The organism is Streptomyces scopuliridis RB72 (genome assembly GCF_000718095.1).
Lineage (GTDB): Bacteria > Actinomycetota > Actinomycetes > Streptomycetales > Streptomycetaceae > Streptomyces > Streptomyces scopuliridis.
Window position 1 is genome coordinate 1 of record NZ_JOEI01000035.1, and the last position, 23,556, is coordinate 23,556.

24 protein-coding genes are annotated in these 23,556 nt (G+C 71.6%); 8 read left to right on the plus strand and 16 right to left on the minus strand.

All coding sequences use genetic code 11. The features are described from left to right. Positions 1-425 precede the first annotated feature (425 nt). The 4 genes from IF11_RS0132565 to IF11_RS0132580 form a co-directional block, all read right to left on the minus strand. The gene (locus IF11_RS0132565) at positions 426-1,454 is read right to left on the minus strand and encodes a 6-phosphofructokinase (RefSeq protein ID WP_030355391.1); all 1,029 of its coding nucleotides are present in this window, start codon (positions 1,452-1,454) and stop codon (positions 426-428) included. Positions 1,455-1,598: 144 nt separating this feature from the next. Then, positions 1,599-2,273 carry a response regulator gene (locus tag IF11_RS0132570; protein WP_030355392.1) on the minus strand — a complete coding sequence of 225 codons (675 nt, stop codon included), beginning with the start codon at positions 2,271-2,273 and terminating at the stop codon, positions 1,599-1,601. Beyond that, positions 2,270-3,451 carry a MacS family sensor histidine kinase gene (gene macS, locus IF11_RS0132575; protein ID WP_030355393.1) on the minus strand — a complete coding sequence of 394 codons (1,182 nt, stop codon included), beginning with the start codon at positions 3,449-3,451 and terminating at the stop codon, positions 2,270-2,272. The genes IF11_RS0132570 and macS overlap by 4 nt, the downstream gene beginning before the upstream one ends. A gap of 39 nt (positions 3,452-3,490) precedes the next feature. Then, positions 3,491-4,204 carry a lysophospholipid acyltransferase family protein gene (locus tag IF11_RS0132580; protein WP_030355394.1) on the minus strand — a complete coding sequence of 238 codons (714 nt, stop codon included), beginning with the start codon at positions 4,202-4,204 and terminating at the stop codon, positions 3,491-3,493. A 148-nt stretch (positions 4,205-4,352) separates the two neighbouring features. On the opposite strand from IF11_RS0132580, the gene IF11_RS0132585 reads away from it, so the two are divergent. Both IF11_RS0132585 and IF11_RS0132590 read left to right on the plus strand, forming a co-directional pair. Continuing rightward, positions 4,353-5,132 (plus strand): alpha/beta hydrolase, encoded by a 780-nt coding sequence (locus tag IF11_RS0132585; protein ID WP_030355395.1) that lies wholly within the window; start codon positions 4,353-4,355, stop codon positions 5,130-5,132. Beyond that, on the plus strand, positions 5,041-5,754 hold the full coding sequence (locus IF11_RS0132590) for a hypothetical protein (protein ID WP_407706456.1): 714 nt from the start codon (positions 5,041-5,043) through the stop codon (positions 5,752-5,754). The genes IF11_RS0132585 and IF11_RS0132590 overlap by 92 nt, the downstream gene beginning before the upstream one ends. A 31-nt stretch (positions 5,755-5,785) precedes the next feature. On the opposite strand, the gene IF11_RS0132595 is transcribed toward IF11_RS0132590, so the two are convergent. The 6 genes from IF11_RS0132595 to IF11_RS0132620 form a co-directional block, all read right to left on the minus strand. Beyond that, entirely contained in the window at positions 5,786-6,538 is a 753-nt protein-coding gene (locus IF11_RS0132595; protein WP_030355397.1) for an endonuclease/exonuclease/phosphatase family protein, read from the minus strand. Positions 6,539-6,652: 114 nt separating this feature from the next. Beyond that, complete coding sequence (locus IF11_RS0132600) at positions 6,653-7,594, minus strand: ROK family glucokinase (protein ID WP_030355398.1); 942 nt, start codon at positions 7,592-7,594, stop codon at positions 6,653-6,655. Between the two features lie 102 nt (positions 7,595-7,696). After that, complete coding sequence (locus IF11_RS0132605; RefSeq protein ID WP_030355399.1) at positions 7,697-8,167, minus strand: DUF5304 domain-containing protein; 471 nt, start codon at positions 8,165-8,167, stop codon at positions 7,697-7,699. A gap of 89 nt (positions 8,168-8,256) precedes the next feature. Next, on the minus strand, positions 8,257-9,438 hold the full coding sequence (locus IF11_RS0132610) for an ArsA family ATPase (protein WP_030355400.1): 1,182 nt from the start codon (positions 9,436-9,438) through the stop codon (positions 8,257-8,259). A gap of 5 nt (positions 9,439-9,443) precedes the next feature. Beyond that, the gene (locus IF11_RS0132615) at positions 9,444-9,887 is read right to left on the minus strand and encodes an SRPBCC family protein (protein ID WP_030355401.1); all 444 of its coding nucleotides are present in this window, start codon (positions 9,885-9,887) and stop codon (positions 9,444-9,446) included. Between the two features lie 74 nt (positions 9,888-9,961). Continuing rightward, a complete protein-coding gene (locus tag IF11_RS0132620; protein WP_030355402.1) occupies positions 9,962-10,729 on the minus strand; it encodes a metallophosphoesterase family protein in 768 nt (255 codons plus the stop codon). A 286-nt stretch (positions 10,730-11,015) separates the two neighbouring features. On the opposite strand from IF11_RS0132620, the gene IF11_RS0132625 reads away from it, so the two are divergent. Further along, positions 11,016-12,812 carry an AMP-dependent synthetase/ligase gene (locus IF11_RS0132625; RefSeq protein WP_030355403.1) on the plus strand — a complete coding sequence of 599 codons (1,797 nt, stop codon included), beginning with the start codon at positions 11,016-11,018 and terminating at the stop codon, positions 12,810-12,812. Positions 12,813-13,002: 190 nt separating this feature from the next. On the opposite strand, the gene IF11_RS0132630 is transcribed toward IF11_RS0132625, so the two are convergent. Further along, positions 13,003-14,157, minus strand: coding sequence for a glycosyltransferase family 4 protein (locus IF11_RS0132630; RefSeq protein WP_030355404.1), 1,155 nt, complete (start codon positions 14,155-14,157; stop codon positions 13,003-13,005). 113 nt (positions 14,158-14,270) lie between these two features. Here IF11_RS0132630 and IF11_RS0132635 point away from each other — a divergent pair, with 113 nt between their 5' ends. Continuing rightward, positions 14,271-15,521: a glycosyltransferase 87 family protein gene (locus IF11_RS0132635; protein WP_037729178.1), complete on the plus strand. Its 1,251-nt coding sequence runs from the start codon at positions 14,271-14,273 to the stop codon at positions 15,519-15,521. On the opposite strand, the gene IF11_RS0132640 is transcribed toward IF11_RS0132635, so the two are convergent. From IF11_RS0132640 to IF11_RS0132660, 5 genes are all read right to left on the minus strand, one after another. Next, complete coding sequence (locus tag IF11_RS0132640; RefSeq protein ID WP_425315202.1) at positions 15,478-16,728, minus strand: hypothetical protein; 1,251 nt, start codon at positions 16,726-16,728, stop codon at positions 15,478-15,480. The genes IF11_RS0132635 and IF11_RS0132640 overlap by 44 nt on opposite strands. A gap of 31 nt (positions 16,729-16,759) precedes the next feature. Further along, positions 16,760-17,794 (minus strand): C40 family peptidase, encoded by a 1,035-nt coding sequence (locus tag IF11_RS0132645; protein ID WP_030355407.1) that lies wholly within the window; start codon positions 17,792-17,794, stop codon positions 16,760-16,762. 233 nt (positions 17,795-18,027) lie between these two features. Further along, entirely contained in the window at positions 18,028-19,068 is a 1,041-nt protein-coding gene (locus tag IF11_RS0132650; RefSeq protein WP_030355408.1) for a C40 family peptidase, read from the minus strand. 360 nt (positions 19,069-19,428) lie between these two features. After that, positions 19,429-20,793, minus strand: coding sequence for an NYN domain-containing protein (locus IF11_RS0132655; protein ID WP_030355409.1), 1,365 nt, complete (start codon positions 20,791-20,793; stop codon positions 19,429-19,431). Positions 20,794-20,830: 37 nt separating this feature from the next. Further along, entirely contained in the window at positions 20,831-21,073 is a 243-nt protein-coding gene (locus tag IF11_RS0132660) for a hypothetical protein (protein WP_030355410.1), read from the minus strand. A 170-nt stretch (positions 21,074-21,243) separates the two neighbouring features. On the opposite strand from IF11_RS0132660, the gene IF11_RS0132665 reads away from it, so the two are divergent. From IF11_RS0132665 to IF11_RS42500, 4 genes are all read left to right on the plus strand, one after another. Then, positions 21,244-21,954 carry a rhomboid family intramembrane serine protease gene (locus IF11_RS0132665; protein ID WP_051746416.1) on the plus strand — a complete coding sequence of 237 codons (711 nt, stop codon included), beginning with the start codon at positions 21,244-21,246 and terminating at the stop codon, positions 21,952-21,954. Next, complete coding sequence (locus IF11_RS0132670) at positions 21,951-22,232, plus strand: Lrp/AsnC family transcriptional regulator (RefSeq protein ID WP_030355412.1); 282 nt, start codon at positions 21,951-21,953, stop codon at positions 22,230-22,232. The genes IF11_RS0132665 and IF11_RS0132670 overlap by 4 nt, the downstream gene beginning before the upstream one ends. 122 nt (positions 22,233-22,354) lie before the next feature. Further along, positions 22,355-22,612 carry a hypothetical protein gene (locus IF11_RS0132675; RefSeq protein WP_030355413.1) on the plus strand — a complete coding sequence of 86 codons (258 nt, stop codon included), beginning with the start codon at positions 22,355-22,357 and terminating at the stop codon, positions 22,610-22,612. Then, entirely contained in the window at positions 22,575-23,555 is a 981-nt protein-coding gene (locus IF11_RS42500) for a glycerate kinase (RefSeq protein ID WP_165840624.1), read from the plus strand. Before IF11_RS0132675 ends, IF11_RS42500 begins: the two co-directional genes overlap by 38 nt. Position 23,556: the final 1 nt, after the last annotated feature.

Consider the following 23,556-nt stretch of genomic DNA (forward strand, 5'->3'; position numbering starts at 1 on the left):
CCGGACTGCTTTCCTCACCGCGCTTCGCGCGAGCTGCGACGCTTTACGTCCGGACACGCACCTCCTCCGACCCCGACCCCCTCCCCCCGGCGGTCCCCCGCGACCCACCGCCCGGCTGGGGATCGGGGGCGGGTGCGGCCCGTGGCCCCGGTCATTCGCCGGCCCAGTAAGGGCGCGTTGGCCAGCGGGCCCCGCCGCTCGCTGCCCTGGTGAGGCCGGGTGCGGGAGATCGCCGCCGCCTCCCCTGCCCGCCCTCGCGCACGGACCCGTTGCTTGTGCGGGCGGTGAAGGGGGGCGCGCAGGGGTCGTGTCCGGGACACTAAAGCGTGATTTGTGGCGCGTGACCGCCCGAACCCATCGTCAGGCCAGCTGCGCGCCGTAAAGGACCGAACCACCCGCACCCGGAAACCGGCCTCGGCCCACAGCTAGCCGAAGAACACCCCCGCCTCGTCGTACAACTCCGGCCGCACCGTCTTCAGTTGGGCCGTCGCCTCCGAGATCGGGACGCGGACTATGTCCGTACCCCGCAGCGCGACCATCGTGCCGTAGTCGCCGTCGCGTACCGCCTCGATCGCGTGCAGGCCGAAGCGCGTGGCCAGCCAGCGGTCGAAGGCGCTGGGGGTGCCGCCGCGTTGGACGTGGCCGAGTACCGTCGTCCTGGCCTCCTTGCCCGTGCGGCGTTCGATCTCCTTGGCCAGCCATTCGCCGACGCCCGACAGCCGGACATGGCCGAAGGAGTCCAGCGTGCCGTCCTTGAGGACCAGGTCGCCGTCCTTCGGCATCGCGCCCTCCGCCACGACGACGATCGGGGCGTACGACGCCTTGAACCGGGACGTCACCCAGGCACAGACCTGGTCGACGTCGAAGCGCTGCTCCGGTATGAGGATGACGTTCGCGCCGCCGGCCAGGCCGGAGTGGAGGGCGATCCAGCCCGCGTGGCGGCCCATCACCTCGCAGACCAGGACGCGCATATGGGATTCGGCGGTGGTGTGCAGCCGGTCGATCGCCTCGGTGGCGATGCCGACCGCGGTGTCGAAGCCGAAGGTGTAGTCCGTGGCCGAGAGGTCGTTGTCGATGGTCTTGGGTACGCCGACGCAGGGGATGCCGTGGGTGTCGGAGAGCTGGGCCGCCACCCCGAGGGTGTCCTCGCCGCCGATCACGATCAGCGCGTCGACGCCGTGCGCGGCGAGGGTCTCCCTGATGCGGCGGACGCCGTCCTCGGACTTGAGGGGGTTGGTGCGCGAGGAGCCGAGGATGGTGCCGCCGCGGGGCAGGATGCCGCGTACCGCGGGGATGTCGAGCCGTAGGGTGTCGTCGTCCAGCGGTCCTCGCCAGCCGTCCCTGAACCCGGTGAATTCGTAGCCGTATTCCTGGACACCCTTGCGTACGATGCCGCGGATGACCGCGTTGAGCCCGGGACAGTCGCCGCCCCCGGTCAGTACTCCGACGCGCATGGAAAACACTCCCCTTCGCCATCGATCGGGTACCCGGGCCACAGGAAGGGTGACTCAGGTCACTCCGGCATGGTGCGCAGGGTCAATTGCGTTACACCAGAGGGCGGATGGAGGCTTGTGAGGATTCTCCGGGGGCGGGCCGGCTCAGACGTCGTCGAGGCCGCGTTCGATGGCGTACCGCACCAGCTCGACGCGGTTGTGGAGTTGGAGCTTGCCGAGGGTGTTCTGCACATGGTTCTGCACGGTGCGGTGCGAGATGACCAGGCGTTCGGCGATCTGTTTGTACGAGAGGCCCTTGGCGACCAGCCGCAGCACTTCGGTCTCGCGCTCGGTCAGTTCCGGGGCCTTGGGTTCGTCGGGGGCGGCGGGCGCGGGCTCGGAGGCGAGTCTGCGGTATTCGCCGAGCACCAGGCCCGCGAGGCCGGGGGTGAAGACCGGGTCGCCGACGGCGGTGCGGTGTACGGCGTCGATCAGGTCTTCCGTACGGGCCGACTTGAGCAGATAGCCGGTCGCGCCGGACTTCACCGCCTCCAGGACATCGGCGTGCTCGCCGCTGGCGGAGAGCACCAGGACGCGGAGTCCGGGAAGGAAGCCGACCAGCTCCTTGCAGACCTGAACGCCGGGCATACCGGGCAAGTTGAGGTCGAGGACGAGCACCCGCGGGGTGGTGGCCTTCGCGCGGCGCACCGCCTGCGGGCCGTCCTCGGCGGTCGCGACCACCTCGAAGCCGGCCGCCTCCAGATCGCGGGCGACGGCGTCGCGCCACATCGGGTGGTCGTCGACCACCATCACCCTGATCGGGTCGGTCTGTTCACTCATCGCTGTGTCTCCCCCCGTGGAACCTTCAACTCGACTTCCGTGCCCTGTCCCGGCACCGAGATCAGCTCGGCCGTGCCGCCCAGGTCCCGCAGCCGGCCGCGGATCGAGAGGGCGACGCCGAGCCGGCCCTCCCCCTCGGCCTGGGCGAGCCGGCCCTCCGGGATGCCGGGGCCGTCGTCCCGTACGGTCACGATCACTTCGTCCGGCCACTCCTCGACCAGGAGCCAGGCGTGGGCGTCGGCGCCCGCGTGTCTGCGGACATTGTCCAGGGCGGCACTGACAGCGGCCGCCAGTTCCTCGGCGGCGGCCGGCGGCAGCAGGACCGGAGCGCCCGGTTCCGAGAAGGTGATCCGTGAACCGGCGTACGGCGCGAGGAGCGTGCGCAGGTCGCACGGCTCGTCGTCCTGGCCGGCCGTACGGACCGCCGTGTCCTGGGACGCGCGGGAGGCGGGCACCAGTCCGCTGGAGACCAGGGTGCGCAGGGCGATCTCCTGCTCCCCCGCCAGCCGGCCCAGTTCGGCGGCCTCGCCGCCCAGCGCCGTACCGCGCCGCTGCACCATCGCGAGCACCTGGAGGACGCTGTCGTGGATGTCACGGGCCAGCCGTTCGCGCTCCCGGGTCGCGGCCTCGATCTCCAGGGCGCGGGCGAGGGTGCGTTCGGAGGCGCGGGCGACCTCGACGACGTATCCGATGGCGATGGAGGCGACCCAGACGAGCAGGACATTGTGGAGCGTGTCCCGGCTGGGGTGCGCGCGCTCGATGAGGTTGGCGACGGCCACGACGGAGGACGCGACCGCGGCCCAGCGCCAGCCGCCCTTGATGGCGAAGGCGAGGACCGAGCCCGCGGCCCATATCGACGGCAGGGTGGGGCCGTCGATCTGCTGGGCATGGGTGTCGGCGAGCGGCGTGAGCAGGATGCCGGTGACCGCGACGGTCAGATCGGCGACGAGGAAGCGCTTGGTGCAGCTGACGGCGTTGGCCACTCTGGGGAGCGTGGCGAGGGTCCATACGGCCAGGAACGCGAGGAAACCGGCGGCGATCCAGGGGCGTTCGAACCGCTCGCGCTCGAAGATGAAGATCAGGACCGCGTAGACCATCGTCAGCGCGCGGTACGCGGTCAGCGCCCGCCACAGCGGCTGCTCCACGGACATCCGTACGACGCGCTCGCGCCTGGCCACTCGCCCCCCTTGTTCCGCTGCGGCCCGTTCGCCTCCGGCTCACTCCCCGCCGGTGTCCGCCGCCTTCGCCGCCTCCGCGAGTTGGCGCTTGGCCGCCGTCGCGTAGATGTCGACATACTCCTGGCCCGAGAGCTTCATGATCTCGTACATCACCTGGTCGGTGACCGAACGCAGGATGAACCGGTCGCCCTCCATGCCCTGGTAGCGGGTGAAGTCCAGCGGCTTGCCGATCCTGATCCCCGGGCGCATCAGCTTCGGGACGACCTTGCCGGGCGGCTGGATCTTCTCCGTGTCGATCATGGCGACCGGGATGACCGGCGCACCGGAGGCGAGCGCCACGCGCGCGAGGCCACCGGGCTTGCCGCGGTAGAGGCGGCCGTCGGGCGAGCGGGTGCCCTCCGGGTAGATACCGAAGAGTTCACCGTTCGCCAGGACCTTTATGCCGCTCTGGATCGCGGCCTCGCCCGCGCCGCGCGCGCCCGAGCGGTCCACCGGCAGCTGTCCCACGCCCTTGAAGAAGGCGGCGGTGAGCTTGCCCTTCACTCCGGGCGAGGTGAAGTACTCGGCCTTGGCGATAAAGGTGACCTTGCGGTCGAGCACGGCCGGGAGGAAGAACGAGTCCGAGAACGAGAGATGGTTGCTCGCGAGGATCGCCGGACCGTCGGCGGGAATGTTCTCCAGGCCCTCCACCCAGGGCCTGAAGGCAAGCTTCAGCGACCCTCCGATGGAGAACTTCATGGCGCCGTAGATCAACTCGAATGCCTCCTGTGTGCTGTCGCACTGACCTTAACCCGTGGGGCCCGCGCACTCTCCTTCATGGGTGCCCGACGGATCTGGTCGGTGTCGGTCCGGTCGCGTACGGTGAAGTACATCGTCCGATCCTCACGAACAGGAGACCCCGGTGCCGGTCCTTCCCGGAGCCGAGCCGTACCGCCATGAGGGCGGCGAGGTCGGTGTCCTTCTCTGCCACGGATTCACCGGTTCCCCGCAGTCGCTGCGCCCCTGGGCCGAGTACCTGGCCGAGCGCGGGCTGACCGTATCGCTGCCGCTGCTCCCCGGGCACGGCACGCGCTGGCAGGACATGCAGGTCACCGGCTGGCAGGACTGGTACGCGGAGGTGGACCGGGCGCTGCGGGAGCTGCTGGAGCGGTGTGCGCAGGTCTTCGTCCTGGGGCTCTCCATGGGCGGGGCGCTGGCGCTGCGGCTGGCGGCCAAGCACGGCGGGGAGGTCACCGGGGTCGTGGTGGTCAACCCCGGGATCAAGGTGCACGGAGCGGCGGCGTACGCGCTGCCCGTGATCCGTCATCTGGTTCCGACGACCAAGGGCCTGACGAGCGATATCGCCAAGGAGGGTGCGCGGGAGCTGGGTTACGACCGGGTGCCGCTGCACGCCGCGTACTCACTGCGGAATTTCTTCCGGCTGGTGGACACGGATCTGCCGCAGGTCACCCAGCCGTTGCTGCTGCTGCACAGCTCCCGGGACCATGTGGTGCCGCCGGCCGACTCGGCCAGGATCCTGTCCCGGGTCTCGTCGGTGGATATCCGTGAGGTCCTGTTGGAACAGAGCTACCACGTGGCGACGTTGGACCATGACGCGGAGCGGATTTTCGAGGAGAGTCACGCGTTCATCGGCCGGCTCGCTCCGAGTGTCGGGAAGAAGGGGAGCACCACCGGTGGCTGAGCATGACGCGGACCGCGAGCCGCAGCCGATCGACGAGGACGCGGCCTGGGCGGCGATCGTGGCCGGGTACGGCGAGGAGCCGGCGGATCCGCCGGGCGCCAAGCCGTTCAAGTCGGTGGACGATCAGGCGCTGCTGGAGAGCGAGCGCAACAGTACGGGCCCGGGGGCCGAGCCGGAGGCGGCGGCTCCGGACAAGAAGCTGGGCAAGCCCCCCGAGAAGAAGCCGGAGAACAAGGCCGAGAAGGAGCCCGATCCGGACGCCGAGGACGGGAAGCCCACGCTGGGCGGTTCGGTGACCTTCGCGCCTGGCGTCGGCGGGCCGCGGGACTACCAGCTGGCCGAGGCGCGGGAGGACGACCTCGACGAGAGCGACGAGGGCCATTTCGTCCCGCCGGAGCCGCCGCCGCTGCCGGAGTCCGACGCGACGGCCAGATTCGCCTGGCTCGCGGTGATCGGCGGCCCGGTGCTGATGCTGGTCGCCGTTCTGCTGCGGTGGGACATGACGTGGTGGCTGAGCACGCTCTGTATCGGCGGCTTCCTCGGTGGTTTCGTCACGTTGGTGGCGCGGATGAAGCATGACGACGACGAGAGCGACGACCCGGGGCGCGGCGCGGTGGTCTGACGGGCGCCATGGTCTGACGGGCGCGGCAGATTCAGGACGCCGGTACGCGGAGGGCGGCCAGCACCGGAAGGTGATCCGTCGCCGCCCTCAGGTCCGCCTCGTCGAGGCCGGGCAGATCGCGTGGCACCCCGCAGCCGAGCACCTCGATGCCGTGCGTGGCGAAGATCGCGTCAATACGCCGGCGTGGGTGCTCGGCGGGCGAGGTGTACTCGTCGCCCCAGGGCGCGAGGGCCCAGCAGTCCTGGAGTTCCCCGGCCAGCAGCCGGAAACTACGGCCGGTGGGGCGGTCGTTGAGGTCTCCGGCGACAATCGTGTGCGGCACGTCCATGGCCTTGAGCCGGTCGAGCACCATCCCCGCCTGCGCGTCACGCTCAGCGGACTGGAGGCTCAGATGACAGCTGAGCAGCCCGATCCGGGCGCCGCCGATCCGTACCACCGCCGTCGCGAATCCCCGTCGGTGCAGGCCCGGGGTGAGCGGCAGCAGGAGGTCCTCCGTCCGCTCGACCGTGGCGCGCAGCGAGCAGAGCAGCAGCGGTCCCGCCGCGGTGGCGCCGCCGCTGAGCACCACGAGATCGGTGTGCGCCGCCAGCCAGGCCGCGCGTTTGCGCCAGCGGAAGAACCGCGGCGCCTCCTGGACGAAGACCAGATCGGGCGCGCAGGCCCTGATCACCCGGGCCAGCGCCTCGTTGTCGTCGCGCATCGACCGGATGTTGTAGCTGAGTACCCGGATCACCGTGGAACCATCCGGCTCGGTACGGGAGTCGGGCAGCGTGGGCATCGCCATGCCGCCAAGATATCGGCAGGCGGGGACGGCCGTACACGCCGACACCAGCGCGCCCGGACATGACGGCGCCCGCCGCACCGAGGACACGGTGACGGCGGGCGCGATCGTGCTGAGTCAGCCCTGTCGGGCCAGGTCCGCGGCTCCCACGAGCCCTGCCTCGCCGCCCAGTTGGGCCGCGAGCACCTGCGCGTGCGGACGCCACTCGCCGCCGATCAGCCAGCGCCGGAAGGACTTGCGGATCGGGTCGAGGACCAGCTCGCCCTCGTCCGACACCCCGCCGCCGACGATGAACGCGGACGGGTCGAAGAGCGAGGCCAGGTCGGCGAGACCGGCACCCGCCCAACGGGCCAGCTCACGGAAGGAGTCGATGGCGACGGGGTCACCGGCGCGGGCCGCCGCGCTGATGTGCCTGCCCTCGATGCCCTCCGGGGTGCCGTCGCCGAGACCGAGGAGCGTCCCGGCGTTCTCCGGCGTCGCGTTGGCGCGCTGCCTGGCGTACCGGACGAGAGCACGCCCTGACGCGTACTGCTCCCAGCAGCCCTGGCTGCCGCAACCGCACAGCAGCCCGTCGGGCACGACCCGGATGTGCCCGAACTCGGCGGCCACACCGAAGCGTCCGCGGCGCAGCTTGTTGCCGATGATGATGCCGCCGCCGAGCCCCGTGCCGAGCGTGATGCAGATGACGTCGTCGTGGCCCTGCCCGGCGCCGAACCGGTACTCGCCCCAGGCGGCGGCGTTGGCGTCGTTCTCCACGACGACCGGCAGTCCGACCCGCTGCTCGACCTTGTCCTTGAGCGGTTCGTGACGCCAGTTGATGTTCGGCGCGAAGAGGACGGTCGCGCGCTTGTCGTCCACATAACCGGCGGCACCGATGCCGACGGCCTCGATCTGGTGCCCCTCGCCGGCACCGGAGACCGCGGCGCAGATCGCGTCCACGATGCCTTCGGCGGTCGGCGGAGTGGGTACCTTGTGCGTTTCCAGGATGGTGCCCTCTTCGTCGACCACGCCGGCCGCGATCTTCGTGCCGCCGATGTCGACGCCGATGGTGAGTCCCATGTGTCCCTCAGTTTTCGGTCGAGCCCCGCTAAGGCCAACCGTACCCGAGGGCGGGCACCGGCCCGGCCGGTCCGGCCACGGATATCGCTGTCCGCCCGGCGGTCAGTCCAGGTCGATCCGGCCGTCCGGACCAGGGCCTTCGTCCCTCGGGTCGGTGGGATCGCCGGCCTTCTCGGTCTCCCGTACGGCGCCGGTGGACGGAGGCGTTCCCTGGGTCCAGCGGGCTTCCTGGGACTCGACGGCGGAGCGGTACGCGGCGAGCAGTTCATTGCCCGCGGCGGCGAGATGGTCGAAGACTCCGGGGTTGCGCTCGATGACCGGCTCGACGGCCGCCTTGGCCTGGTTGATGAACTGCTGAACGGCGCCCTGCGCGGCCACCCCGAACAGCGGGCCCGGCAGCGCGGAGACCTTGTCGGCGACGGCGTCGACCAGCTTGCGCAGTTCCTCGGTGGCGGAGCCTGGCTGCGGTCCGTAGGTGGCGCGGCGACGCGCCTTCTCGGCCTCCAGATCCTCGGCGCATGCCGTGGCCCAGGCGTCCGAGTCGGCGGCGGGGCGCTCGGTGGCATCGCTCATGCGGCACTCCTGCGTCAGAGACAGGGTCTTCCGCCATGGGCAGCGGAAGGGTTCGTACCTTCGACGGTACCCGAACGGAGGTACGTCGTTCAGTGCCCGCGCGGCCACAGGTCGGGGTCGGGGGTGAATCTCACCCGCAGCACGCCGTCCGTGAGGGCCGCGCCGGTGACGCTGCAGCGGCGGAGCGCGGACGGCAGCGGAACGATTCGGCGGAACGGGCCGACGGTGAGCAGGAGTTCATCGTCCCTGCGTACCAGCGCGAGCTCGCTCTTGACCGCGCCGGGCAGTGGCAGGCACCAGACGAGCAGATTCTCCTCGGCGAGCCGGTCCTCGACCGGCCAGGGGTCCTCGACGGGGGTCCCGGCGGCGCCCTCGGGCGCGCTGTCGAGAAGGGCGAGGTCGTCGAGGCCGCGCGGATCGCGGCCCAGATGACCCACCGCGTGGACGGGCATCCCGGGCGGCCATCCCTCGTGCCACTCGTCGAGACACTTGCGCTGCTGGGCGACGAGCGTCGCGAGCCAGGGGTCCGCGGCGTCGCCGGGCAGTATCCGGTTGGGTACGAGCGCGTCGACGCGCAGTCCGTACAGCGCGATCCCGGCGCGGGCGGCGCGCAGGGCCTCGGCCGCCGCGGGCCCCGGCTCGGCGACCAGCCGCAGGGTCGTCGCGGGGTCCTCGATGAGCGACTGGACGGCGGCCAGCTCGGCGTCCCACCGGGCGGCCGTCTCGTACAGCCACTGCGCGGGCATGGGTATCCCGGCGAGCTGGGCCATCATCGGGCGCAGCGCGCGGGCGGCCTGCCGCTCCTGGGGCAGCAGTCGGCGCAGATAGCGGCGCAGTTGCCCGGGCAGGGCGAGCAGGGCCAGGGCGTCGCGCAGCGGCGGCAGGTCGACGACGAGGACGTCCCAGTCCCCGGACGCGGCCCGGCGCAGGGCGTGCAGCAGGGCGGACTGTTCGCTGCCCGGCAGTTCGGTGAGTTCCTCACCGGCCAGCTTGCGGGCGCCGAGGAGTTCGAGCGCGGTGGCGGCCCGCTCCTGGAAGGCGAGCGTCTCCGTACGGAAGTGCGCGCCGGAGTCGACGCGCGCGGCCCACAGGCCGTCCCGTACCGGAGCGGGGTCCTCCGGCGACCCGGCGGGCGTGCCGAGGACATCGCCGAGCGGGTCGGCCGAGAGCAGCAGGACACGTCGGCCGCGCCGGGCGGCGGCGAGCGCGGTGGCGGCGGCGATGGTCGTACGGCCCGCCCCGCCGGGGCCGGTGACGAGGACCGTACGCATCGGCGTCAGGCTCCGGGGACGGATTCGACGCGCTTCTTGAGACCCGCGAGGGCCCGGTCGATGATGACCTTCTCGGCCTTGCGCTTGATCATGCCGAGCATCGGGATCTTGACGTCGACGGTCAGCCGGTAGGTGACCTCGGTGCCGGACCCGGCCGGCGTCAGCAGATACGAGCCGTCGAGGGCGCGCAGCATCTGGGACTTCACCAGCGTCCAGCTGACCTCGTTGTCGCCGGTCCAGGTGTAGGCGAGGGTGTGGTCGTCCTTGATCGCTCCGGCGTCCAGCACCAGCCTGACCTGCTCGGCACGGCCCCGGCTGTCGGTGGCCAGCACCTCGGCCTCCTTCACCTCGCCGGTCCACTCGGGGTAGCGGTCGAAGTCGGCGATCACGCCCATGACGTCGGCCGGTGCCGCCTCGATCGTGATGCTCGAACTGGTGTGTTCCGCCATCGCCGTGCTCCTCCGGTGCTGGGGCTGTCCCGGCTTCTGGATATGTGTGGTGCAGGCTATCGCGAGTGCGCCGGTCACCATTCCATGGCCCACGGCCGCCCGGTCGACGCGAAGTGCCCCACGTTCACGCACTCCGTGGCGCCGATACGCATCCGGCGGGCCAGCGGCTGATGGACATGCCCGAACAGGGAGTACCGCGGCTTCGTACGGCGGATGGCGTCCAGCAGCGCGGTGCTGCCGCGCTCGAAGCGGCGGGCGACCGTGTCGTACGTCAGCTCGGGCACGTCGGGCGGAATGTGCGAGCACAGCACATCCACCTCGCCGAGCGCCTCGACCTTGGCCGCGTACTCCTCGTCGGAGATCTCGTACGGGGTGCTCATGGGGGTACGCAGCCCGCCGCCGACGAAGCCGAAGACCCGGCCGCCCAGCTCCACCCGCTCACCGTCCAGCACGGTGGTGCCCGGCCGCGCGTACTCCGGCCAGAGGTCGGGGATATCGACATTGCCGTATGTGGCGTACGTCGGGGTGGGGAGCACCGCGAACAATTCGGCGTACTGGCGCCGCACGCCCTGCTCGATGGCGGCCTTGGGATCGAGTCCGAGCCCCGCCCACAGCTCCCGGCCGAACTCCCGTGCCTCGTCGAAGCGGCGGGCGGTGCGCAGCGCCACGATCCGGTCGGCGTTCTCGACGCCGAAGAGGTCGGGGAAGATGCCGCGCGAGTGGTCCGCGTAGTCCAGGAAAAGAACGAGATCACCGAGACAGATCAGGGCGTCGGCGCCGTCACCGGCCTTCGCGAGAGCCCGCTCGTTCCCATGGACATCACTGATCACATTGACTCGCATACCTCGCATGACGATCACCCTAGAACCCCGATTCCGCCCTTGGTAGAGGGGCCGGACCTGCGGTTCCTTCCACGGTGTCGGAGGTGTGGACTACTCTGCGCGAAGTACCGCACAGTACGTGTGACGCACGGAACATCTGGCCGGGACCCTCTATCGGTAAGTCAGTACCGATGGGTAACGTCCGGGCAGTCCAGTCGTGCTCGCCCCATCGAGCACCTGCCCGATCTTGGACCGCAGCCGGCGCGCACAAAGCCGTGGCGCCGGCGCCCGATGAGGAGCAGCAGTCTTGCGCGAGTTCAGCCTTCCGGCCCTGTACGAGGTCCCCTCGGACGGCAACCTGACGGATCTCATCCGCCGCAATGCCGCGCAGCACCCCGATGTCGCGGTCCTCGGCCGCAAGGTGGCGGGCGCCTGGACGGACGTCACCGCCACCCAGTTCCTCGCCGAGGTACGGGCCGCCGCCAAGGGGCTGATCGCGGCGGGCATCCAGCCCGGCGACCGGGTCGCACTGATGTCCCGTACCCGCTTCGAATGGGTACAGCTCGACTTCGCGATCTGGAGCGCCGGCGCGGTCACCGTCCCGGTGTACGAGACCAGCTCGGCCGAGCAGGTGCAGTGGATCCTCGGCGACTCGGGCGCGGTCGCGGCGATCGTGGAGAGCCCGGAGCACACCGCCAGGGTGGAGTCGGTACGGGACGGCCTGCCCGGCCTGCGCGACGTCTGGCAGATCGACGACGGCGCCGTCGCGGAACTGACCGCCGCCGGCGCCGAGGTCACGGACGCGACGGTCGACGAGCGCGCCGCGACCGCGAAGGCCGACGACCCGGCGACCATCGTCTACACCTCGGGCACCACCGGCCGCCCGAAGGGCTGTGTGCTGACGCACCGCAGCTTCTTCGCGGAGTGCGGCAACGCGGTGGAACGCCTCAAACCCCTCTTCCGCACGGGCGAGTGCTCCGTACTGCTCTTCCTCCCCGCCGCGCATGTCTTCGGGCGGCTGGTCGAGGTGGCGGCCGTGATGGCACCGATCAAGCTCGGCTGCCTGCCCGACATCAAGAACCTCACCGACGACCTGGCGACCTTCCGGCCGACCCTGATCCTCGGTGTCCCCCGCGTCTTCGAGAAGGTCTACAACTCGGCCCGCGCCAAGGCCCAGGCGGACGGCAAGGGCCGGATCTTCGACAAGGCCGCGCACACGGCGATCGCGTACAGCCGCGCGCTGTCCACCCCGCAGGGCCCGTCCCTCGGCCTGAGGATCCGGCACAAGATCTTCGACAAGCTCGTCTACGGCAAACTCCGCGCGGTCCTCGGCGGACGCGGCGAGTACGCGATCTCGGGCGGCGCCCCGCTGGGCGAGCGGCTGGGCCACTTCTACCGGGGCATCGGCTTCACGGTGCTGGAGGGCTACGGCCTCACCGAATCCTGCGCGGCCACGGCCTTCAACCCGTGGGACCGGCAGAAGATCGGCACGGTCGGCCAGCCCCTGCCGGGCTCGGTCATCCGCATCGCCGACGACGGCGAGGTCCTGCTCCACGGCGAGCACCTGTTCACGGGCTACTGGAACAACCCCGAGGCGACCGCCGAGGCCCTCGCAGACGGCTGGTTCCACACCGGCGACATCGGCACGCTCGACGAGGACGGCTACCTCGCGATCACCGGCCGCAAGAAGGAGATCCTCGTCACCGCCGGCGGCAAGAACGTCGCCCCGGCCGTCATCGAGGACCGCATCCGGGCGCACGCGCTGATCGCCGAGTGCATGGTCGTCGGCGACGGGCGGCCGTTCGTGGGCGCGCTCATCACCCTGGACGAGGAGTTCCTGACCCGCTGGGCCAAGGACCACGGCAAACCCTCCGACGCGACGGCGGCGACGCTGCGCCTGGACCCGGAGCTGCTGGCGGAGGTGCAACGGGCGGTGGACGAGGGGAACGCGGCGGTGTCGAAGGCGGAGTCGGTACGGAAGTTCCGGGTGCTGACGCGGCAGTTCACGGAGGAGGCGGGGCACATTACGCCGTCGCTGAAGCTGAAGCGGAACGTGGTGTCCAAGGACTTCGCCGACGAAATCGAAGCGATTTATCAGGGCTGAGGGGGGTTCGTTTCGGCCGGAGCGGTTTCCGGGTGCGGGGCCGTTGTGGTGCGGGTGTCCGGGCCGGTTTCCGGGTGCGGGTGCGGTGGTCTTTGGCCTGGGCCGGTCTCCGGGTGCGGGCTTGTGGGGGTGCCGGGTGCCGGGGCCTCCGGCCCACGAACACGCGACCGCAACCCGCAACGCCGGACGGCTAAAGCAACGACTTGAGCCGCGACGCCAGCAGGTCCCAGCGCCACCTCTCCTCCACCCAGTCCCGCCCCCGCTCCCCCATCCGCCGCCTCAGCTCCGCGTCCAGCAGCAGCGCCACCACCCGCTCCGCCGTCTCCGCCGACGCCACCCCCCGCGGCCCCCCGCGCACCACCCACCCCGTCTCCCCCTCAAGCACCGCGTCCGGCGCCCCGCCCGAGTCCCCCGCGATCACCGGAAGCCCCGTCGCCGACGCCTCCAGGTAGACGATCCCCAGGCCCTCGACGTCGAGCCCGCCGCGCCGGGTGCGGCACGGCATCGCGAAGACGTCGCCCGCGCCGAAGTGGGCGGGCAGTTCCGACCAGGGGACGGCGCCGGTGAAGCGTACGGAGTCGGCCACGCCCGTGTCGGCCGCCAGCTTGCGCAGTGTCCCCTCGTACGGCCCGCCGCCCACGATCAGCAGCACCGTGTCCGGCACCCGCGCCAGGATCGCGGGCAGCGCGAGGATCAGCGTGTCCTGGCCCTTGCGCGGGACCAGCCGGGAGACGCAGACCACGACGGGCCGGTCCGCGAGGCCGAGCCGTTCGCGGATGGCGTGGCCGCCCGAGCCCGGGTGGAAGGTCTTCTCGTCGACGCCGGGCGGCAGTTGGACCATGCGCGCCGCGGCCTCCGGGGTGAGCGCGGCGGCGATGCGCGAGCGCGTGTACTCGCCGAGGTAGGTGATCGTGTCCGTACCTTCGCCGATGCGGCGCAGCAGCTGCCGGGAGGCGGGCAGCTGGGCCCAGCCCGCCTCGTGGCCGTGCGTGGTGGCGACCAGGCGCCGCGCGCCGGCCGCGCGCAGGGCGGGGGCCATCAGGCCGAGCGGGGCCGCCGCGCCGAACCAGACCGACTCGCAGCCGTGCTCGCGCAGCAGCCGGGTGGCTCTGCGGGTGACGCGCGGGGTCGGCAGCAGCATCGTCGTACGGTCGCGTACGACGGTGAACGGCTGCTCCGCGTCGAACGCCGCCGTCGCCTCCGCGCCCTCGCGCCCGCGCTTCCAGGTGGAGGCGTAGACAACGAGCTGATCGGGGTCCAGACGGAGCGCCATGTTGTGCAGGAACGCCTGGATGCCCCCCGGCCTGGGCGGAAAGTCATTGGTCACGATCAATGTCTTGTGCATCGCCGCAGACAGTACCCAACGCACCGGCGGCCCTGCCTCGTGGCTCCCGCACAGCCCCGCCCGGCATCATGACTCCCGCGGTCACGTACGAGTCGGACGAGGATGAGGCGGTCATGGCGGGCGCGCACGGCACACGGTTCCCGGTCGCGGTGTGGGCCCTCACCAGGGCGGCGCTGCTGCTCTGCGTCTTCAAGGTCGTCACGCTGCCGGGGCCCGACGTCACCGGCGATGTCGCGGTGATCTACCAGGGCTGGTACGAGGTGCTGAAGACCGGCACGTACCCGCTGGACGATGTGACCTGGCAGTATCCGCCGGCCGCGGCGCTGGCGATCGGCTCGCCGGCGGTGCTGCCGTTCCTCGGTTACGCCTCCGCCTTCTTCGTGCTGGCGCTGCTCTGCGACGCGGTGGCCTTCGGTCTGCTGCTGTACGCGGGCGGGCGGAGCGGCCGGTCCATACGGGGGGCGTGGGTGTGGGTGGCGGGGGTGCCGCTGCTGGGTCCGACGGCGTACGCGCGCTACGACCTGATGGTGACGGCGGTGGCGGTCGCGGCCCTGCTCGCCGGGGTGCGCCGGCCGCGGCTGATGGGGGCGCTCGCCGGGTTCGGGGCGCTGCTGAAGGTGTGGCCGGTCCTGCTGCTGGTGGGCACCCCGCGCGGCCGGGCCACCCGGCGGTCCTGGGCGACGGCCGCGGTGGTGGCGGCCGTGCTGGCGGTGGTCTGTTCCGCCGCGATGCCCGGGGCGCTGGCGTTCCTCACCTTCCAGCGCGACCGGGGCACGGAGATCGAGTCGCTGGGCGCGCTGGTCTTCCAGGTGGCGAGGCATTACGGCTGGAACGGGAGCGTGCTGCTCAACTACGGTTCGGTGGAGTTCGTCGGGCCGTATGTCCCGCTGGTCAGCAACGCCGCGCTGGCGCTGACCGTCCTGGCCTTCGGCTGGCTGCTGGTGTGGCGGCTGAGGGCGCGCGCGTTCAGCGCGGGCACGCCGTACGACGCGGCGTTCGCGGCCGTGCTGCTGTTCACCACCACGAGCCGGGTGATCAGTCCGCAGTACATGCTCTGGCTGGTCGGTCTGGCGGCCGTCTGTCTGACGCTGCGGGCGAGCCGGATGGGCCTGCCCGCGTGGCTGGTGGTGGCCGCGACCGCCGTGACACTGCTCGAATTCCCGCTGCTGTTCTCGCATGTGGTGGCCGGCGACCCGCTGGGCATCCTGCTGCTGGCCGTACGGAACGGGCTGCTGGTCGCGGCGACCCTGACCGCGTGTGTGCGGCTGTGGCGGGACACGGTCTCCGGGCCCCGGCGGCGCGACGGGGACGCGCTCGCGGTCAGGCCAGACGCTGACGCACAAAGTCGCGCCAACGTGCCGTGAGGTTCTCCGGCGTGGTGGAGAGCACGTCGTGCGCCGCCTTCTCCACCGCCCCTTCGCGCCCCGGGTGCGCGCCGACCGCCCGGTAGAAGGCGGTCAGCCGCCGCTCGCCCCAGTCCCGGGCGATCAGTTCGCAGGCCAGCCAGCCGCCCTCGTAGGAGCGGGCCAGCCGTTCGGCGTCGCCGCCGAAGGCGAAGTCCTCGTCGGACGGCAGCCGGGCGGGCGTCTCCCCGCGGCGGACGGCGCGCTGGAGTTCGGGGGCGATCTCGCCGGCCGTCCGCTCCGTACCCCGGTACGCGACCCAGTCGGCGAAGCCCTCCGAGAGCCAGGCCGGAGTGGCGGCCGAGGTGGCGGCGCGGGTCGCGACATGGGTGGTCTCGTGGGTGAGGACGATCCGCTGTCCATAGCTGCTCAGGGCGCCGTACGCCTCGGGGTTCACCACGATCCGGTCGGCGGGCGCCGCGCCCGGTGAGCCGACCTCGCCGGTGGTGACCGCCGCGATGCCGCGGTATCCGGCCGCGGGAGCCCCCAGCAGCCCGGCCATGGACTCCAGGGAGTCCGGCACGAGCAGCACCACCCGGCGCGCCCACGGGCCCGGCCAGGCGTCGTCCACGGCGGGCACGGCCCGGTCGGCGGCGGCGGCGATCCCCCGCAGCCGCGCGCCGGCGGCCTCGCCCGCCCCGACGCCGAGGACGAGGCTGTGGGCGCCGCGTACGGCCCGTACCTCGCCCTGCTGCCAGAGCTGTGGGGCGCCGCCCGCGCCCGGCCGGTCCCCGGTCACGTACCAGCGTCCGCCGCGCTCCTCCAGCGCCAGCGTGCGGGGCGTGGAGACCGGCGCAGTGTCGTAGCCGGCGATGCGGTAGCGCAGTTCGGCCTGGACGGTGGCCCGGTCGCCGGTCCGTTCGATGCCCGTGAGGTGGTACGTCCAGGAGCCGAGGGGCACGTCCGCGAGGTTCTCGAACTCCTCGTGCGCGGTGGCGCGCAGGGTCCGCGCGGACGGGGCGAGTACGGCGAGATACGCGTCCTCGTCCCGGTCCATCACGGCCGCGGCCCGGCGCTCCAGGGTCCGCCCGATCGCGTCGGTGGCGGTGTCGGGGGCCTTCTCGGGGGCGGTGCAGCCCGCCGCCAGCAGCAGCGCGGCGAGCCACGGCACGGCCGTACGTCCCCACGCGCCGTGCCGTCCTGCCGCGGTACGCGCCCGACCTGCCACGCCGCCGATCGTACGGGGTGGCAGATCCGGATCAGACGCGTGTGACCGACGAGACCGGCATCATGCCGACCGGGTCGTAGCGCACCGAGGCTCCGGGGTACGGGGCGTGGATCACCTGGCCGTTGCCCACGTACATGCCGATGTGGCTGGCGTCGTCGCGGTACGCCACGAGGTCACCGGGGCGTGCGGCGGAGAGCGGGACCTGCCGGCCCGCGTACCGCTGCGCCTGGGAGGTGCGCGGGAGTCCGACGCCCGCCTGCGCGTACGACCACTGGGTGAGCCCCGAACAGTCGAAGCCCGAGGGCCCGTTGGCGCCCCAGACGTAGGGCCGGCCCACCGCGTTCTGGGCGGCGCGTACCGCCGCGGCGGCGCGCGCCGAGGCCGGGGCGCCGCCCAGGAGCATGGAGCCCTCGCCGCGGTCGGAGCGGGAGGCCCGGTCGTAGGAGTCGCGGTCGGCGGAGGGCAGCGAGTCGAGCAGCCGCCGTGCCTCGGCGAGTTTGCGTTCGACGGTGCGCTTGTGCCGGGATACGGCGGCTCGGCTGCGCTCCAGCTCGGTGAGGTCGTGGGCGGCTTCCATACGCACCTGTCCCAGCCTCCGCTGGGCCTGCTGGAGTTCTCTCAGGGTGCCGGACTGGCGGGCGCCGACCCGGTCCAGTACGGAGGCCTTGTCGAGATAGCTGTCGGGGTCGGAGGAGAGCAGCAGGGCGAGGGCCGGATCGATACCGCCCGAGCGGTACTGGGCGCCGGCGAGTGAACCGAGCGCTCCGCGCATCTTGTTGACGCGCTCCTGGCCGCGGGCGGCGCTGTCCTGCGCCTGGTCGACCAGGCCGCGCAGCCGTCCCACCTGTTCGCCGGCCTTGTTGTACAACTCGGTTGCCTTCTCGGCCTGTTCAAACAGCAGGTCGACCTTGGCGCGGGTGGCCTCCGGCGTCTGCTGCGGGTCGGCGCCCGCGGGGGCGGCTCCGAGCGCCGCCGCTGCCGTGGCCGCCGCGGCGGACACTGCGATGGCGCTGCCGCGGGCGCCGAGGCCCAGGCCGGGCTGTGAGGGGCGGCGATGGGACACCACAGGAAGCCGCACTTCCTTCCGCTGTACGCACTGACGCAGCCCCTGCCGCCCGACGGGCGGACCGCTGGCCGGAGCTGCGCGCAGCAGACAGTAGCCGTGCGACCACGGAGCGACCAACGACCGCCCCGCGCACACAAAGCGGCGCCCCACCGGAGACCACAAGGTCATCGGCGGGGCGCGGCGTCAGTGTGCGTAGCGGGAATTCGCCCGAATGGGCGGGTGTCAGCGGTCCGTCAGCCGATCCGGACACCGAACTGGAAGGGCATGTTGTTGATGGACTCGTAGCGCACGCTGGCACCGGGCTTGGGGGCGTGCAGCACCTGGCCGTTGCCCGCGTAGAAGCCGACGTGGTGCAGGTCGCCGTAGAAGATGACCAGGTCGCCCTGTTGGAGCTGGCTCATCCCGAGGCGCGAACCGGCGTTGGCCTGGGCCTCGGAGGTGCGGGGTATGGAGACACCGGCCTGCGCGTACGCCCAGGAGGTCAGTCCGGAGCAGTCGAACGAGCTGGGGCCGCTGGCGCCGTAGACGTACGGGGTGCCGATCTTGCTCTGGGCGGCGGAGAAGGCGGCGGAGGCACGCTGCGAGGCGGGCACGGAGTTGCCGAGGTCGGCGCGCGAGGAGGTGCCGCCGTCGCGGCTGGCGCGGGACTCGTCCTCCTTGGCGAGTGCGGCGCGCTCCTGCGCGGTGAGCGTGTTGAGCAGCTTCTGCGCGTCGGCGAGCTTGGCCCGGACCTCGTCCTTCTGCTCGCCGAGCTGCTTACGGGTGTCCGCGAGGTCCTTGACCTTGCTCTGGGCCTCCTGGCGCTGCTGCGCGAGGGTCCGCTGCTTGGACTGGATCTGCTGGAGCGTGTCGGCCTGCTTGGCGCTGACCTGGTCGAGCGTGGACGCCTTCTCCAGGTAGCTGTCCGGGTCCGAGGAGAGGAACAGCTGGACGGCGGGGTCGATGCCGCCGGTGCGGTACTGGGCGCTGGCCATCGAACCGAGGCCGTCGCGCAGGTCGTTGAGCTCGTCCTGGCCGCGGGCGACCTTGTCCTGGAGGGCGTCGACCTGCTTTTCGAGCTTGCCCTGCGCCTCCTTGGCCCCGTTGTACTTCTCGGTGGCCTTCTCCGCGTCCTCGTAGAGCTTGTCGACCTTCTCCTTGACGTCTTCCTTGCTCGGCTTCGGCTCGGCGGCCTGAGCGGCCTGGGAGCTGAGAGCAACGGCAGCGGCGGCGGTAGCGGTGAGCACGGTCACACGGGCGCGGCTCGGCTGCTTGGGTCGACGGTGGGACGCCACGGAGGCGAGCTCCTTCTTCCTCAGCCGCCTACCGGGCCATGGGGGACGTGACGTCCCGGCTTCCTGCGTCCATCCCACCAGCGAACTGGACTGAACCGGGCTGAACTGCACGAAATCGGCGGTTCCTTCGCTGCCACCCCGGATGGATGATCAACCGCGCGAAGGTTCGAGGCCTGACCTTAGTAACCTCCTCGTGATCAGTTCAAATCCTTCCAAGGAAAAACTCAGTCAGGACGCACATATTTTACAGACACCACACAGGCAGTCATGGACATTTGACGCTGCGCTCCGACAACGAGCGATCAATTCGGTCATTGTTCACATGAGTTGACCAGTGCCGCGATCGGTATCCGATCGGCACTAGACGCGCGAAAGCCGCTTCAGCAGCAAGGCGGACGCGACCGGCCTGGCACCGGCCTTGGCGACCCCGTCCGCGACCTCCCGGTCGGTGGAGACGACCACCACGGGCCGGCCCGGCGGTTCGGCCCTGACGAGCTGACGGATCAACTCGTCCGCCGTCACGCCCGGTTTGGAGAACAGCACCCGCACCCCGCGCGGCGGGGCGAGCAGCACCGGCGCCGCCAGCTCGGCGCCGTCGAAGACACAGGTCATCTCGGCGCCCGTCTGCGCCGCGAGCATGGCGAGCCCGCCCAGCAGCCGCAGCCGCTGCTTCTCCAGCGGCATCGTCGGATAGCCGGTCTTGGTGACGTTGTAGCCGTCCACGATCAGATGTGCCTGCGGCAGCGCGAGCAACTGGTCGAGCAGCGCCGGATCGGTCTCGGAGAGCGCGCGGGCCGCCACATCCTTGGGCGACATCCGGCCGGGCTCCACCGCGTCGACCGTGTCCGCGGGACGGGCGGCGGCGGGCGGCAGCGCCAGCTCGCGCCGCAGCCCCTGCGCCGACTCCAGCACCGTGTCCAGCAGCAGCCGCAGCCGCATGTCCTCCACCGAGCGGCCCTCACGGGCGGCCCGGCGGCTCGCCTCGACGGACGCCTCCGCCTCGGCGAGACGCGCCCTGATCCGGCGTGTCTCGCTCTCCGCGGCCGAGACCTGCGCCGCCGACTCGGCCCGGAACGCCTCGGACTCCGCGTTCGCGCGGCGCAGCGCGGCCTCGCCCCGCTTCACATCGCTCTGGGCGCTGCGCAGCTTGCGATGGAGCGATTCGGCCTCCTTGCGGGCCGCCTCCAGCTCCGTACGCAGCCGTTCGGTCTCGCTCTTCGTCAGGGCCCGGGCGACGGCCAGCTCCTCACGGAGCCGCTCCAGCTCGCGCCGGGTCTCCGCACCGGCCCGCTCGGCGTCCGCCCGCTGAGCCTCCTCGCCCGCGGCGGCCACCAGCTTCACCCACCCCGGGGGCCTGAGGACATACGCGGCGGCGGCGACATCGACGGGGTCTGCCGCGGCGGGGGGCGAGCCCGCCTCCAGGGCCGCGGCCAGTTCGGGCTGGGACTGGCTGATCCGCTCCCCGATCCGCTGCCGGAACACCGGATCGCTCTCCAGGGCGGCGGCCATCGCGTTCCCCGCGAACTTCGCCCGTCTGTTCGGGGTGAACCGGGCGTACTGCCGCAATTGCGCGGGGAGTTCGGTGACGGTCAGCCCGCCGAAGGCGTCGGAGACCAGCGCGACGACCCGGCGCCGTACCCCGTCCGGGAGCGGGCGGTCGAGCGCCTCCGCGGCGTCACCGCCGGCCGCACCGGCCGGCTCAGCACCGCTCGCGGGCTGCTCCACGATCCGTCACCCCATCTACCCCTTTCGGGCGGCTCCCTCAGGAACCGGCCCCCGGCCTGTCCACCAGCTCGATCTGGTCCACGGCGTTGCACCAGCGGCACCGCACCGACTCGATGGTCTCACTGACCACCTCGCGCTCCTCGACCTTCGGCTCCCCGGCCAGGTCCAGATGGACGTACTCGACGGTCTTCGACGAGCGGGTCACATCGAAGCGCGTGAGGTTGCCGCACAGCGTGCAGCGCCACCGGGTAGCGGCCGTCGGCCGGGGAACCGTCGTCATCGTCGCCGTCCTCTTTTCGTCGTCCCTCGTGCGGTGTCCCGCGGTGCTCCGTCGAAACGCGGATATGCCGAAACACGTATGTGATGCCAGCAACCCTACGGCCTGGCGGCCTCTCCAGGGGGCGGCGAGGCGCTCTGTACCAGTCGGTCCCGGTAGGCAATGCTCTGTCCATGATCAAGTGGCGGACGGCGGCCGACGGCCCGGTGGTGACCTATGGACTGATCGGCCTCTGCTGTCTGGCGTTCCTGGTCAGCCCGCTGTCGGGGTTCAATCCGGGGTACGGGAAGGGGGACACGCTCCTCGCGACCCAGAGCGCGTATTTCGAACGGTGGGGCGTCGTCCCGGTCAATCTGATGCACGGCACCGCGCACGCCCTGCTCACCCCGCTGACCGCGCTCTTCGTCCACGGCAGCTGGCTGCATCTGCTGGGGAACATGCTCTTTCTGTATGTCTTCGGGGCGATGGCGGAGGAGCGGATGGGCCGGGTGCGGTTCGCGCTCTTCTATCTCGCCACCGGCTACTTCGCGCTGTTCGTGTACGCGGCGGCCAACGCCGACTCGGACCAGACGCTGGTGGGGGCGTCGGGCGCGATCTCGGGGGTGCTCGGCGCGTTCCTCTATCTCTTCCCCAGAGCCCGGGTCACCAGCCTGTTCCCGTTCCTTCTCTTCCTGCCGCTGCGCTTCCCCGCCTGGATCGTGCTGATCTTCTGGTTCGTGCTCCAGTGGGTGGCGGCACACGGCGCGGACGCCGGACCCGGGGTCGCCTATCTCGCGCATCTGGTGGGGTTCGGCGCGGGCTTCCTCTACGCCTGGGTGCGGTACTGGCGTACCGATAGAGTGAAAGACCAAACCGCGGCCACCGAGGGAGAACGCCAACCGTGATCACCGCGATCGTGCTCATCAAGACCAGCGTCGACCGGATCCCCGAGATCGCGGAGTCGATCGCGGCCCTCGACAGCGTCAGCGAGGTCTTCTCGGTCACCGGTACGTACGACCTGATCGCCATGGTCCGCGTCCCCAAGCACGACGATCTCGCCGATGTGATCCCCGGCCGGATCAGCAAGATCGAGGGCGTCGAGGCCACGGACACGCATGTGGCGTTCCGTACGTACTCGCAGCACGACCTCGAAGCCGCCTTCGCCATCGGGCTCGACGCGTAGGACCTGTCCGCGTCAGTGCCGGCGTCGGCGTCGGCGTCGGACAGTGTGCGGCGTGCGGTGGATGAAGAAATCCTCATCCGGCCCTCATCCCCGCCTCTCCCGCGCCCGGCACGATGACGGACATGGCTTTCTCCCCTCGCCTGGCGACCCTGGCGGCAGTCGTCGCCATCCCGCTCGGTATCGCCGCGACCAGCTACGCGCTGACGGACAGTCCCGACGCGCCCAAGGTGCCGCCCAAGGTGGAGCTGGACACCACGCCGAGCCCGTCGAAGAGCGCCGGCCCCGGCGGCGCCCCGGGCGACGCCGTCGTACCGGGCCCCTCGGCCACCGACGGTGACGACGATGACGACCGCGGTGACGACACCGGTGAAGAGGGCTGACTCCCGCCGTATCTCCGCCCGGGTACGGATCCTGCTCTGGCTGCTCGTGGTGATGGCGGTCGCGTTGACCGCCGTGGCCACCACCACCCGCTCGATCCTGCTCCGGGACGTCGACCACAGGATCAGTCAGCTGCTCACCCAGGAGACCGGCGAGTTCGCGAACTTCGTCAGCCAGGGTGTCGATCCGGAGACGGGTCAGCGGTTCAGCGACCCGCGCCGGCTGCTCCGGGTCTTTCTGCAGCGCCAGTACTCCGACCCGGACGAGGAACTGCTCGGCCTGACCCGGGCCGCCGCACCCAAACCGCATGTGATCCGGCAGCGCCGCGACCTGCCCGACGCCACCGAACTGCTCGTCGCCTGCAACCCGTTCAACGTGCTGTGCGGCCCGCGCGGGGTGGCCCGGGTGTTCGGCCCGCAGAAGGGCGCCGACCCGGCCCGGGTGGAAGAACTGTCCCTGGCGCTGGAGCGCTGGGCGGCCGTCCTCACCCGGGACCTGTCCCCCGGAACCGATCTGCGCACCGCCCCCGGCACGGGCGCCTCCGGCGGACTGGGAGCCGGGCTGGCCGCCCTTGGCGCGCGCCTGCTGCCCCGCTTCGACGTGCTGCTCGACCGGCTCGACCTCGACGCCCGGCTGGCCCGCGCCGATCTGGTGATCACCGCCGAGGGCGCGCTCGACCACCAGACCGTACGCGGCAAGATCCCGGCCGAAGTGGCCCGCCGCGCCCACGCGTCGGGGGTGCCGGTCCTGGTGCTGGCCGGCACGATCGGGCAGGGCGCGCACGAGGTACGGGCCGTCGGGGTCGACGCGTACAGCTCGATCCTGCCCGCGCCGGTGGCACTGCCCGAAGCCCTGGACCGCGGGGGCGAGTTCCTCGCCGACGCGACCGAACGCGCCCTGCGGATGGTCCTGTTGGGCACCCGCCTCGCGCCCGTCGCGGCCTGAC